At 63.9% G+C, this 12,080-nt stretch carries 12 protein-coding genes; 3 read left to right on the forward strand and 9 right to left on the reverse strand.

Annotated elements, in window-relative coordinates:
* Positions 1-60: 60 nt before the first annotated feature.
* Together ACGFY9_RS38620 and ACGFY9_RS38625 are read right to left on the reverse strand one after the other, a co-directional pair.
* On the reverse strand, positions 61-261 hold the full coding sequence (locus tag ACGFY9_RS38620; protein WP_393762189.1) for a DUF397 domain-containing protein: 201 nt from the start codon (positions 259-261) through the stop codon (positions 61-63).
* Positions 262-1,107 (reverse strand): helix-turn-helix domain-containing protein, encoded by an 846-nt coding sequence (locus ACGFY9_RS38625; protein WP_393762191.1) that lies wholly within the window; start codon positions 1,105-1,107, stop codon positions 262-264.
* 218 nt (positions 1,108-1,325) lie between these two features.
* Here ACGFY9_RS38625 and ACGFY9_RS38630 point away from each other — a divergent pair, with 218 nt between their 5' ends.
* Together ACGFY9_RS38630 and ACGFY9_RS38635 are read left to right on the forward strand one after the other, a co-directional pair.
* Positions 1,326-1,958, forward strand: coding sequence for an ATP-binding protein (locus tag ACGFY9_RS38630; protein ID WP_393762193.1), 633 nt, complete (start codon positions 1,326-1,328; stop codon positions 1,956-1,958).
* 256 nt (positions 1,959-2,214) lie between these two features.
* Positions 2,215-3,273, forward strand: a complete 1,059-nt coding sequence (locus ACGFY9_RS38635) for a DNA cytosine methyltransferase (RefSeq protein WP_393762195.1) — start codon at positions 2,215-2,217, stop codon at positions 3,271-3,273.
* A gap of 12 nt (positions 3,274-3,285) precedes the next feature.
* Here the strand turns inward: ACGFY9_RS38635 and ACGFY9_RS38640 are convergent, their stop codons facing one another.
* From ACGFY9_RS38640 to ACGFY9_RS38670, 7 genes are all read right to left on the reverse strand, one after another.
* Entirely contained in the window at positions 3,286-3,741 is a 456-nt protein-coding gene (locus tag ACGFY9_RS38640) for a very short patch repair endonuclease (protein ID WP_393762197.1), read from the reverse strand.
* Positions 3,734-4,333, reverse strand: coding sequence for a hypothetical protein (locus ACGFY9_RS38645; RefSeq protein ID WP_393762199.1), 600 nt, complete (start codon positions 4,331-4,333; stop codon positions 3,734-3,736). The genes ACGFY9_RS38640 and ACGFY9_RS38645 overlap by 8 nt, the downstream gene beginning before the upstream one ends.
* Before the next feature lie 38 nt (positions 4,334-4,371).
* Positions 4,372-5,775 carry a PIN-like domain-containing protein gene (locus ACGFY9_RS38650; protein ID WP_393762201.1) on the reverse strand — a complete coding sequence of 468 codons (1,404 nt, stop codon included), beginning with the start codon at positions 5,773-5,775 and terminating at the stop codon, positions 4,372-4,374.
* A gap of 47 nt (positions 5,776-5,822) precedes the next feature.
* Positions 5,823-6,794, reverse strand: coding sequence for a NaeI family type II restriction endonuclease (locus tag ACGFY9_RS38655; RefSeq protein ID WP_393762203.1), 972 nt, complete (start codon positions 6,792-6,794; stop codon positions 5,823-5,825).
* A 205-nt stretch (positions 6,795-6,999) separates the two neighbouring features.
* The gene (locus ACGFY9_RS38660; RefSeq protein WP_393762204.1) at positions 7,000-8,052 is read right to left on the reverse strand and encodes an SEC-C domain-containing protein; all 1,053 of its coding nucleotides are present in this window, start codon (positions 8,050-8,052) and stop codon (positions 7,000-7,002) included.
* 199 nt (positions 8,053-8,251) lie between these two features.
* Positions 8,252-9,421, reverse strand: coding sequence for an MFS transporter (locus ACGFY9_RS38665; RefSeq protein ID WP_393762205.1), 1,170 nt, complete (start codon positions 9,419-9,421; stop codon positions 8,252-8,254).
* Positions 9,422-9,510: 89 nt separating this feature from the next.
* Positions 9,511-10,986 (reverse strand): beta-1,6-galactanase, encoded by a 1,476-nt coding sequence (locus ACGFY9_RS38670; protein ID WP_393762206.1) that lies wholly within the window; start codon positions 10,984-10,986, stop codon positions 9,511-9,513.
* 242 nt (positions 10,987-11,228) lie between these two features.
* On the opposite strand from ACGFY9_RS38670, the gene ACGFY9_RS38675 reads away from it, so the two are divergent.
* Positions 11,229-12,005: a class E sortase gene (locus ACGFY9_RS38675; protein WP_393762208.1), complete on the forward strand. Its 777-nt coding sequence runs from the start codon at positions 11,229-11,231 to the stop codon at positions 12,003-12,005.
* Positions 12,006-12,080 lie beyond the last annotated feature (75 nt).

Consider the following 12,080-nt stretch of genomic DNA (forward strand, 5'->3'; position numbering starts at 1 on the left):
TGCTCGTTGACCTTTCCGTGCACAACTCAATCGGATATGTATAGGTACTGGAACGGCCCTTCACTGGTACTGCATACCTGCCATAAAATTCACCCATGCTCTCTCCGAGACGGCGAGATGCGGGCCCTCTGGGTGCTTGGAATCCCGAACGAGCACACAGGTCGGGTCGAGTGCAGCTTCCACGCACTCGGTTGCATTACCTCCGCTGTACGACGACTTGAACCAGGTGTGGTCAGGTATGGCCTGAGTATCGGCGGACATTTACATCTCCTTGCGGGCGCGATGGATCATGGCAGAGGAAGCCTCCATGTCCAACGCTTGCGCGCGGAGGTACTCGAACGCAAGTCTGTATCGCTCCAACTCCTCATCCTTCTCCAGGAAGAGGGAGCCCGTGTGGAAGTCGACGTAGACCACGTCAAGGGCTGGCTCGGTGCCGCCGATGATGACGAAGCTTCCGAGGGCAGCCGCGTGGGCGCCCTGAGAGAAGGGGAGCACCTGAAGCGTGATGTGAGGAGATTCGTTCGCTTCGAGCAGCCGGTCGAGCTGCTCCTTCATGGTCTGCGGCGATCCAACAACTCGACGGATCACGGACTCGTCGAGGATCGCCCAGAGCCGCGGCGGTTTCGGGCGGGTGAGAATCTCCTGCCGCTTCATGCGGATGTCGACCAGCTGCTCGATCTCCGCTGACTCCAGGGGCACTTCGTTGGCCTTCTGAAGTGCTGTGCTGTAGGCGCGCGTCTGCAGGAGACCGGGAACGTACACGCAGGCGAAGTGGCTCTCGTGCACGGCTTCGTCTTCGAGCGTGAGCAGCAGGTTCATGCTCTCCGGGATGGAATCGGCGAACGAACTCCACCAGCCCTGCTGCTTGGCGTCCTTCGCCAGCCCGACAACGGCCTTGCGCTCGGCCTCAGTTGCTCCGTACTCGCGGCACAGCGCATCAACGACAAGCCACTTCACGGGCCCGGCTTGGGTCTCGTACCTGCTGACCGTTGCCTTGGATACGCCAACGAGTGCACCCGCCTCTTCCAGGGTCATCCCCTTGCGGGCGCGCAACTTGCGCATCATCGCGCCCAGTTGGCGGCGGCGGGTTGTGGTCCGTTCGGGCATTCGGCTCCTTCGCCATGTACCGGGCGGTGGGCCCGGAGATCTCCATCAGGCTAGGCATCTGGGGAGCGGACCCACCATCAGATTCACTCGATGGATTCTCGTGAGAAGTTACACAGCGAGAGTTCTCTGTGTCATGCTCGATCGCAGACCGCTACGCAGTGCAGCCGTACGGACACGGCAGGCGCAGCACGAGCGTGGCTTGGGAGGGAGGAGTGGCCATGTCCGGCTACGAAGTCACCGAATCTCGACTCCGGTGTGTGCTGCCTTTTGAGGCGGCGCCGGCGGAAGTGCGACTGCTGCGGAGAGCCGCTGTCACGCAGCTGGCCAGGTGGGGAACGCCGGTGGCGGAGGACGAAGCAGAGCTGCTGGTCACCGAATTGGCGACGAACGTCGTCAAGCATGTTGGCGAAGGTGCGGCAGCGACTCTGATTCTCGAATGGCGGGGTGAGCGGCTCCGGCTCGAAGTGCACGATACGAGCCGAGCATTGCCGACGCAGAACACACCAGACTGTGACTCCGAGTGCGGTCGCGGTCTACATCTCCTCGCGGCCCTTGCTGTGGACTGGGGTGCGGTGCTGACCGCCGTGGGCAAGGCGGTCTGGTGCGAGATTCCCATCACTGCGGGGCGCACCTGCCGACGCATTGAGCGAGCCGCCGAAGCGCTTGAGGGCTATCAGGGGACCAGCGCTGGTGCCGTGCTGCGGGCGAGCAGTCGAGCGGCGGGCCTTGAGGAGTCGGCGGTGGAGTTGATCGCCGACTTGCTTCACTGGACGGCAGCTCGTGGCCATGATCCGGATGACATCCTGGACCGGGCTCAGATGCACTACGAAGCCGAGGCGGACGCGGCCTAATGGGTGGCAACCTGAGCGGACCTCCGTATCTGCTTCCGAGGGGCGGTCTGCGTGCGTCAGGATTCTCCAGGGCGGCTTCTGAGACACATGCGGGTGCAGCTGGCGCGCAAGTGCGTGATGTCTCTAACGGAGGGCGCGTTCAGCGAACCTCCGGCGTGTTGCACACTTGGGGGTCTCGTTGTCAGTGGGGTCTGTCACCCTCAGTGATGGTGGATTGCACGATGTGTCTGCCGCTGCACGAATGTAAGGAGGGGGCATGACCCGCACGAACAAACTCAAGTACACCTCGGTGGAGATCTGCGCTGGGGCGGGAGGGCAAGCCGTTGGCCTACATAACGCCGGCTTCCGGCATGCTGCCCTGATCGAGATCGACAAGGACGCCTGCCAAACGCTCAGGGATAACACTGAGCAGAATCAGGAGTGGGCAGGCTGCAAAGTTGTCGAGGCTGACCTGCGAGGGTTCGATCCAGCAGAGCTGGGCTTGGACCCCGGAGAGCTCGATCTCCTCGCGGGCGGGGTTCCCTGCCCTCCGTTCTCAGCAGCGGGTAAGCAGCTTGGGCGCGATGACGAGCGTGACCTCTTCCCGACGATGCTTGACCTCATCGATCACCTTGAGCCCAAGGCCGTGATGATCGAGAACGTACGAGGTCTGCTCGACCCGAAGTTTACTGAGTACAGGCAGGAGATCATCAAACGCCTGGAGTCGATGGGCTACGAAGAGTGCTACTGGGACATCCTGGAGGCTAAGGACTACAGGGTGCCCCAACTGCGCCCGCGGGCCATCCTCGTGGCCATGAAGCCTGAATACGCCAGGTACTTCGAGCACTCGAAGCCGGAACCGGTTGAGCCAGTCAGCGTAGGCGTGGCACTTCATGACTCGATGCGTGCACGCTACGACCAGGTCTCGGATGATCCCAGGGCAGAGAGGGCTTTCAAGCGCTGGTATGGCAAGGCGCTTGAGGGAGTCGCGCCGACTGTTGTCGGGGGGTCCAAGAAGCATGGTGGGGCGGATCTCGGCCCGACGCGGGCGAAGCGGGCGTGGGCCGATCTCGGAGTGTGTGGTCTCGGCGTCGCAAACGAACCGGATGAGATGAAGGACGCGGAGCGTGACCTGTTCGCTTCCGCTGGCCCGAAGCTCACCGTAACGCAGGCCGCCTTGGTCCAGGGCTTCCCCGAACACTGGAAGTTCTCTGGCCGTAAGACGGCCGCCTACCGGCAGGTCGGCAATGCGTTCCCGCCGCCAGTGGCGAGGGCTGTTGGAGAGCAGATCTACGCTGCGTTCGAGGCTGCCGAAAAAGCTCGCCGGAAGAGCTGAAGGCGGCGCGCTTTAACCGCTAGGGGCCCGGAGACGGCTCACTGTGGCCGCGATCCTGGCCGCGCACTCCTCGGCTGGATCGTGCTCCCAGAACCGGAGTACGGTCCAGCCAGCAGCTCGGAGCTGTGCATCCGTGTCACGGTCGCGAGTTATGTTCCGGGCGACCTTGTCTGACCAGTAACCCGGATTCGTCTTCGGCGGTACGTAGTGCTCAGGACAGCCGTGCCAGTAGCAGCCGTCAATGAACACGGCTAGCTTTGCCGGACGGAAGACGATGTCAGCAGTCCGGCGAAGATCGGGTAGTGGCTTTGCGGCCACCCTGTACCGCAGACCCTGAGCGTGGAGCAGACTCCGTACCAGGCGCTCCGGTTTCGTGTCGCGACTGCGGATGGCTTGCATGTTCCGGCGTCGGGCGGCCGAGGAAGCCCAAGAACCTTGTGGCGGTTCCCAATCGGTCTTGTCAGTCATTCGTTGGAATGCCTGCTTCTTCGAGGAGCCGCCTCTGTTCTGCCTTGGATTTAACCTTCCGCCTCACGACGGTTCTTACGAGGGAGGGAAGCACATCGAAGGTCAGATCGAAGGACCGCAGTACGTAGACGTCAATGCCACCCTCTTTGTACCAGTCGACGTCCATTCCGAGTTCTCGTAGTTCTCGCGTACGTCGTTCCGTATGGACTCCGTCGGCTGTGACGATCCGCAGCTTTGCTGCTTCTATCGGCTCTGACAAGTTCTCTTGAAGCAGGGAGAAGAGATGCTCATGGAGTTGATCTCCATAGGGCGCCTTAAGGAATCCGTCCGGGAAGAACTGGCCGTATCGCGCGTCAAGTTCGTTTTGGACTCTTGAGTAAAGCTCCCGGAACTTTGGATTTTCGGCCGGCAGGTGCATTAGCATGCGAACTTTCAAGGCGTCAGCCGTTACGCGTTTAGCATATGTGTATGCTTCGAACAATTCTTGCGCATTTGCATTCTTGTCGATCTGATGGAACAGCGTCTGCAGGGCGTGTTCGGCATCTGTTTTGAGATTTTTCCACTCACCTTCAAGTGGATCTTGTTCCGGCATTGTGATCCTCCTTTTGTCAGGCGTGTATGGAACTTTGGTCAGCCCTCTTCGGGGGTAGTGCTATCCAATTGTTGCGCAGCGAGCCTCTGGATAACCCGTCTGTCGGTTGGTGACGTACTGTTGACGATCTGGGCGAACCATGGGGCAATCCAAGATGAGCTCTGGTATGGCCATTCGCCGAGGCGAAGGCAATTCCCTGGGAGCCATGCTGGGTCAGGTGGCATTGCGGAGCGTGTGGCGGCGGCTAGTGACACTATCGGCTCGTTGTCAAAAAGAGATCGACGACCCAACTGGGCTGTTACTCCGATCAGCCACCAGTTTAGAGTATTTAGCAGATCTGGGAGGTCGTTGGAGAGGATCGAAACATGCAATCCAGCAGCTTCGTATGCGGATAGTGTCAATTCGACTGGTGGTGTGGTGTGGCCGGCCTCCTGTTCGGTGATGGTGATCTCCTTGGAGGCTTCGGCGGCACGATCAATTTCCTCGTATGTCTCATCTGCGATCTCCGCGTTGAGAAAGCGATTCACGCCTCGATAGAACTGCCCCGGAGTTTCGATACGCAGTTCGGCGTTCGCGCGCGTTCTTAGTTCGCTTGCCAGTGAAGGCCACGGGCGTCGGCCTCTACCGAGTTCTTCCGGCTCGTACCAGTCTTCCTTCGTGTCGTGCGAAACAAAGAGCAGCCGATTACGTTCTGACGAGGCTGCGACAAACAGAACTACTTCTTCCCAAAGCAGAAAGTCCCCCGCAGCAGATAGCGGAGTTCCTTTTCCTGTGTCAGAGAACCCGGGTGGAATCTTATTTGGGAATCTGTAGGAAGAGGCCTCATTTACGCGGCGTCGCACCTCCGTGGGGTCCGGGGGGTCCGCGATGTTACTACCGAACAACTCTGCTACTTGTGGTAGAACGGGATCGTTTGCGTTCATTGAGGCTGGCGCGAGATCGTGAGCCTTGAGGCCTTTGACGAGCTCGATGAGTTCCTTTTTCCATTCGCTTAGCAGGGCGTCGATTGCTTGGCTTGAAATCTTGGACGCCAGGTTGTCGCTCGTTTGGGTATCACGTGCATACTTAATTAGAAGTCCTTGAACAAATTCCCTGGCTCCTATGATCGCCTTGTTTGCCTCTCCTAGCTGCCGGTTTAGGGAGTTGGGGGCATCCTTCAGGGCTTTTGCTCTTTCGGCGATCACGCGATGGCGCCCCCGCACGAACTCCAGCGCTACCTGGTGAGGTAGCCAGAGCTGCTTCTGGACGCTCTTCAGTGCATTGAGAACCTGTTCGCGAGCGGCAGGCGTGTACTCGTACAGGCTAAGTAGAATATTGGTGTCGAGCACGATGACCGCCTGTGTGAAAAAGTCCGAGCGGTCCGGGCTGTCTTCAGGCGGGCTGCCTTGCAGCCAGTCTCTGTATTGCTTGATCAGTGGCAGTTCGCCCCCTGGGTCTTGCACCGCTCACCTCCTTTGTTCGGACGGGAAGAGGGATAATGGCGTTTTAATCAGCGCGAGGCTGTGTGCTGAGGTAGGAGCGGCCCTAGCTCGTGTGGGTCGTCTGGCCCCGCAGTTTTCCACGTCTCGCCGTCGAGTTCGACTCGTGGTTGCGAGCCGTCATCGGGGTCGACCTTTACTACACGTACGCTGACGAACTCCCCTTCTGCGGGGACGGGGATACGCAGTTTCGCTGCGATCTCCTGATGGCTGGCATAATCGCCCATGATGAGGATGCCTTCCTTCCGCAGTGCAGACCGTGCGCCGCCGTTGCCCCGAACGCGTTTCATGTAGTCCTTCTGCTGGGCAACAGTGCGTACGACATTGCGGCCAATGCGGCGGCGCTGAACTAGTCGAAAAAGTTCATTGAGCCGTGCTTGGCCGGACTGATGAGAGAAGATCAGATCTCGGTCTCCTGGGTTCATGTGAAGGAGGACGTTCTCGGGTAGCTCCGCATCGCGCCAAAGCCAAAGGATCCTGTTGCGGTGCTCGGCTTTGACGGTGAGTTTCAAATCTCGGTTGTTGCCGCCGTTTAGCCACTCTCGCCGTATGCGGAGCAGACCGGCACTCCAGAGACTCTTCGAGTCATCCGCCCAGATGAGCAAACATAGGTGCCCAATAGCTTCCGGAGGAATCATCCAGCCGCCGAACTGCTGGGAGTACTTGCAATCAACATCGATATTTTCTATCCGGTAGTCCATATTGATGCCGTCGCCGAACTTGAACTCGCGTTGCAAATTGATCTCGACAAGAGTTCCGGCGTGAGTCTTCTCGGTCTTGAAAAGCGCCTTCCAGTCATATCGTCCTGTGTTTTCGCCGTTGAGCAACTGGTCGATAGTGTCGCGTAGTACTGTCGCGAAACGTCGGCCGCTTGGATCGAGGCGATGGATGTGAGCGTGGACGGCGGCCAGTTCGCGGTCGTCCTGGAGAGCTGACTTAGCGCCGATGCTGATTGCGGCTGAGATGTCTTCCAGGGGGAACACAGGCCTGTTCCTGTTCTATGTGTTGATGGCTTGGATCAGATAACGCTACGTAGAGGACCCGACAGTGACGGCCTGTTGGGGGCAGGCTTTTTGTGATCTTGGATCTAGCCTAGAAGTTCCCCAGTCAGGCCGACGGCTACGGTGTGCGCTCAGGATTTGCTGACGACCGGAGTATGCGAAGCCGCGTCGAGTGGTGGCCAAGTTGTTAGGGAGTCTGGCCATGACATTCCCCATAGGCCATCCCCGACCCGCACCAACAACTAGCCCCCCGCTGCGGCGGCCAAACCACAGCCCGCCCCCGCGCCGCCAGCGTCGTCGCATACTGCGGCAACAAATCGGCATCCCCAGGCGAAGCCCCCTCCGACGCAGCGAACGCCTCGTAAGAAGGCACCGTCCCCGTGACGATCCCAAGGTTCGGCGTCCCACTCGCCGCCAGCTCCCGCAGCGACCCCTCTATCGTCGCGAGGTGCTCCTCGTGCGAGGGGTACTCCTCCGCCAGCGAGGCATACGCCCCCACCAACTCGGCCAACTCGCCCTCGGGCCAGTGCAGTACGGCCACCGGGAAGGGCCGGGACAACGCCTCCCGGAACGCGCCCAGTTCCGCCCGCAGCCGGGAGATCTCGGCCTCCAGCTCCGCCGGGTTGTCCGACCCGAGCGACCACACCCTCTTCGGATCGTGCAGCTCGTCCAGGGACACCGGCGACGAGGCGGACGACGAGGGCGAGGGCGATGAGTGGGACGAATGCAGCGTGTCCGCCAGCGTGTCCCACTCGTCGTGGGACACGCCCAGCATCCGCCGTACCCGGTGCCGGCCGTACAGCAACGGGTGGGTGGAGTACGGCGGTTCGGGTACGTCGGTCAGGAGCAGGCTCACGCCCTCCGTGAACGTCTCCTGCGCCGCCTCCAACTCGTCGTGGGACTCCAGGGACTCCGCGACGATCACCCAGGGGGCGGCATCGCGGGGGGACGCGGTCCGTACCCCGTCGATGATGGCCCTGGCCTCGGCCTCGTGGCCGTACTCCCAGAGGTTCGAGGCCTTGAGGGCCCGTACCAGATGCGGGGTCTCCAGGGCGTCCGCCGATGACAGCAGGCGGTCGTAGAGCGCGGTGGCGGCGGGGCGGTCGCCGGCCAGTTCCAGGTGGGCCGCGGCCTGGAGGAGCAGGGCTTCGGCGTCCTCGGGGTAGCGGGCGGCGGTCCGTTCGAGGCGGGCCGCTTCGGCGGAGTGGTCGACGTTCTCGGCGGGCGTGTCGGGGCGCATGAACGACACGGTACTGCCGATGCCGACACAGATGGAGGCAAGGGCAGAGATATGCCCAGGTCGGCCGGTGAGAGCGGCGTGGGGGAGCGGTGAGGGGGAGCAGTGAGGGGGGCAGCGGTGAGGGCGCCGGCGGGGAGCCGCCCCCCGGGGAACACCGGGCGGCTTCCCGGTTTCCGCCGGTTTTACGGCCGCCTCGCCTCTACGGCCGCCTCGCCTCTACGGCCCCTTCCGATCGCTCCGCTCCGCTCTCGCCACCCACAGCCCCCCACACCGCGACCCCCCACACCGCGACCCCCATGACCCCCAACCCCGCCCCCACGATCCCCGCGCCCACATACAGCGGAGCCGCGTACCCCCACCCCGCACTGATCACCAGGCCACCCGCCCACGCCCCCACCGCGTTCCCCACATTCGAAGCCGACACATTCGCGCTCGCCGCCAACGGCACACCCCCCGCCGCATCGGTAACCCGCGTGATCATCCCCGGCACCGTCGCGAACCCGAACACACCCAGCAGGAACACCAGGATCACCGACGCCCCCCGGCTGCTCGCCAGCAACCCGAATACCGTCAATGTGGTCGCCAGGCCCGCCAGGGACAGGACCAGCGTGGCGTCGCGATTGTGGTCCGCACCCCGCCCGCCCGCGATGTTGCCGACGACCAGCCCCGTGCCGTAGACCACCAGCAGCCAGGCCACGTCCGTCGTCGAGAAGCCCGTGACGCGGGTGAAGGTGTACGCGAGGTAGCTGAACGCGCCGAACATGCCGCCGTAGCCGAGGGCCGTGGCCGTCAGGGTCAGCCATACCTGGGTGGAGCGGAAGGCGTGCAGTTGTGATCGGAGGTCGGCCCTTCCTCCCGCCCTTCCTGCCCCTCCTGCTCCTCCCGCCCACGCCGGTACCAGTACGGCGATGGCGGCCAGCGCCACCGCCCCGATCGCCGTGATCGCCCAGAACGTCGCCCGCCAGCCCCACCGTTCGCCGACGAGCGCGCCGAACGGGACCCCCAGCACGTTCGCCACCGTCAGGCCGGCGAACATCGTCGCGACCGCGCGCGAGGCGCGTTCGGGAGGGACCAGGCGGCGGGCGACGAGGGAGCCGATGCCGAAGAACGAGCCGTGGCAGAGGGCCGCGACGATTCGGCCCAGCAGCATCACCCCATACGTCGGGGCCAGCGCCGACAGCAGGTTGCCTACGACGAACAGCGCCACCAAGCCCACCAGGACCGGCTTTTGGGGCAGCCCCGCCGTCGCCGCCGTCAACGCGATCGCGCCCACCGCGACCGTCAGCGCGTAGCCGGAGATCAGCCAGCCCGCGGCAGCCGTGGACACGTTCAGGCTGCCGCTCACCTGCGGGAGCAGCCCGGCGATCACGAACTCGGTCAGGCCGATTCCGAAACCGCCGAGCGCCAGGGCGAGCAGGCCGAACCGCCCGCCGCCGTAACCGACTTCCGTCCCCGGGGTCAGATCACCACCCCGTCGATCTGCAGCGTCTGCACCGCCCCCGCCGCGAACGTCGCGCTCACCGTCTTGCCGCTCACGTACGTGTCCGAGTGGGAGGCGTACAAGTCGCCTCCACCACCCGTCACCGTGTTCCAGCGCGGGACCAGCCCGCCCGAACCGCCCGCCACCGTCGTGAACTTGGACAGGTCGAAGGTCAACTTCGTCGACGACGAGCCTGTGTTGGCGGCGACGATCACCAACCGCTTCGCCGACGCGTCGTAGCCCGCCGCCGCGTAGCTCACGCCCGTGTCCAGGATGGTCATGCCGGGGCGGATGTGGCGGCTGAACTGGGCCATCACGTAGTACTTCGTCTGCACCGCGCCGGCCGTGAGCGTGCTCTGGTCGTACGCGATCATCGCCCAGCCGGACGACGGGTCCATGACCTGCCAGTACGTCCATGCCGTGGGGTGCAGCCAGCGGAAGTCGTAGAGCAGGTTGCTGGCCATCGTCAGGCCGGTGGAGTCGCTGTCGCCCGTCTCCGAGTTCCAGAGCGCCTTGCCCGCCGTGGTGACAACGTCCGTGTACAGCAGGTCTCTACGGCCGCCCGAGCCCTGGTAGCCGTGGACGTTGACGCGGTTCACGTAGCCCTTCGTCGTGGACGAGAAGGCGCTCCAGGTCGTGCGCGCGAGGTCGTAACTCGTCTCGTCCGAGGCCGAGATCTTCGTGCTCGTCAGGCCGCGGCTGTCCAACTCGCTGCGGACGTACGGGAGTACGGCCGCCTGGACGGTCGAGTCCATGTGGCAGCCCTCCTGCGTACCCGTCGCCGTCCACCAGCTCGACGAGGGCTCGTTGAAGGCCTCGACCGTCGCGAAGTTCACTCCCCAGTTGTTCTTCGCGTAGAGGGCGACGGACGCGAGGTGGGAGGCGTGCTGGCGGTAGTTCCAGGTCTGGAGGTTGTTGCCGCCGCCCGAGGCGCCCGACGGGTTGTGGTTCGAACACATCCACCACATGGGGGAGTTGGCGAAGAGTTCGGTGGTGGCCCCGCGTGACGTCGCCTTCACCAGCATCGCCCGCTGGGTCGCGTCCGCGGTCCAGTCCCAGGCCGAGGACGTGGGGTCCTCGTTGTTCCAGTCCTGCCAGTAGCCCTCGATCTGCTTGAACGCGGGGATGTTGGCGGAGGCCACCATCGACTCGCCGTTCACCGAGTTCCAGCTGCACGCGCCGAGGTTGTAACGGGCGATGTTCAGACCCAGGCCCGGCAGCGAAGTGCCGTTGTACGTCGTCGACTTGGTGGTGAAGAAGATGTCGGCGAAGTCGTCCCGGGCGCCGAAGACGTTCGCCCACCAGGCGAGCGAGGTGCCCCAGCCCTCCCACGTGCCGTACTTCGTCGCCGGGTTGACCGCGATCGTCGCGTCGGCCCGTGCGGTGCCGGTCGCCAGGGCGGTGCCGAGGAGCCCACCGCCCGCTGCGGCCAGCAGGGTTCTGCGTCGGATCATCTCTACTCCCGATTCGCTCAACCGCCGGTCGTCCCACCGGCGTCGGCCATCCCCCCGGCTCGTGCCATCAGGAAGCATCGGGTGTGGTGTGTGGGGTTGTCGAGGGTTTTGACACCCCTTTCTAAAACCCGTGTACGAAGGATCGAACGGAAACCCTTTCCGGTAAATCGAACGGGCACCCTTTCCGGTAATCGGAGCCATGAGTCTGGTGAGTTCGCGAACCGGCCCTTATCGTGCGGCCCATGCGGGTTCCCGTCGTGCAGCACCGCAGCCGTCGACGCCGTGCGCTGGGCCGACGCGCCCTGTGGACCGGCGGGGAGTTCCTCGTCACCGCCGGGGTCGTCCTGCTCCTCCTCGTCGTCCACGAGCTGTGGTGGACCAACCGGGAGGCCCGTCAGGGCGCCGAACACCAAGTGCGGGCCCTGGAACGGCAATGGGCGACACCGGGTGCGGTGAGCGGCGGCACCCCGTCGGCCAACACCGGTCCGGCGGGCGGCAGTTCACCGCGCCGGAGCACCTCCGCCGACGGCTCGACCACGGTCACCGGTTCCGCCACCACCCCCCGCCGCTCCCAGGCCTACGCCATCCTCACCATCCCCCGCCTCCACCTCCGCGTCCCCGTCGCGGAAGGCGTCAGCAAGCAGAACGTGCTCAACAAGGGGTACGTCGGCCACTACCCCGGCACCCAACAGCCGGGCCAGGCGGGGAACTTCGCGCTCGCCGGGCACCGCAACACGCACGGCGAGCCGTTCCGGTATCTTCCGCGACTGCGCCTCAAGGACATCGTCCAGGTCGAGACGAGCGCGGCCACCTACACGTACACGGTCGACAAGATCCTGCCGCAGACCTCCGCCACCGACTCCGGCGTGATCCGGCCGATCCCGCGCTCGATCGTCAAGCCGGCCTACGGCTTCAGCCGGCCCGGGTACTACGTCACCCTCACCACCTGCACCCCGGAGTTCACGTCCAGGTACCGCATGGTGGTGTGGGGCACGCTCACCTCCACGCGACCCCGGTGAGGCGCGCGACCCCGGTGAGACGCGTGCCCGCGGCGGGGCACGGAACCCCATAAGTCCCGTGCCCCCAAAGGGAGT

Source organism: Streptomyces sp. NPDC048504, assembly GCF_043200035.1.
GTDB lineage: Bacteria > Actinomycetota > Actinomycetes > Streptomycetales > Streptomycetaceae > Streptomyces.

What these genes read in the sequence shown, in the direction of transcription:
- ACGFY9_RS38620 (WP_393762189.1), bottom strand. Translation starts at nt 261, where the DNA reads ATGTCCGCCGATACTCAGGCCATACCTGACCACACCTGGTTCAAGTCG.
- ACGFY9_RS38625 (WP_393762191.1), bottom strand. Translation starts at nt 1,107, where the DNA reads ATGCCCGAACGGACCACAACCCGCCGCCGCCAACTGGGCGCGATGATG.
- ACGFY9_RS38630 (WP_393762193.1), top strand. Translation starts at nt 1,326, where the DNA reads ATGTCCGGCTACGAAGTCACCGAATCTCGACTCCGGTGTGTGCTGCCT.
- ACGFY9_RS38635 (WP_393762195.1), top strand. Translation starts at nt 2,215, where the DNA reads ATGACCCGCACGAACAAACTCAAGTACACCTCGGTGGAGATCTGCGCT.
- ACGFY9_RS38640 (WP_393762197.1), bottom strand. Translation starts at nt 3,741, where the DNA reads ATGACTGACAAGACCGATTGGGAACCGCCACAAGGTTCTTGGGCTTCC.
- ACGFY9_RS38645 (WP_393762199.1), bottom strand. Translation starts at nt 4,333, where the DNA reads ATGCCGGAACAAGATCCACTTGAAGGTGAGTGGAAAAATCTCAAAACA.
- ACGFY9_RS38660 (WP_393762204.1), bottom strand. Translation starts at nt 8,052, where the DNA reads ATGCGCCCCGACACGCCCGCCGAGAACGTCGACCACTCCGCCGAAGCG.
- ACGFY9_RS38670 (WP_393762206.1), bottom strand. Translation starts at nt 10,986, where the DNA reads ATGATCCGACGCAGAACCCTGCTGGCCGCAGCGGGCGGTGGGCTCCTC.
- ACGFY9_RS38675 (WP_393762208.1), top strand. Translation starts at nt 11,229, where the DNA reads ATGCGGGTTCCCGTCGTGCAGCACCGCAGCCGTCGACGCCGTGCGCTG.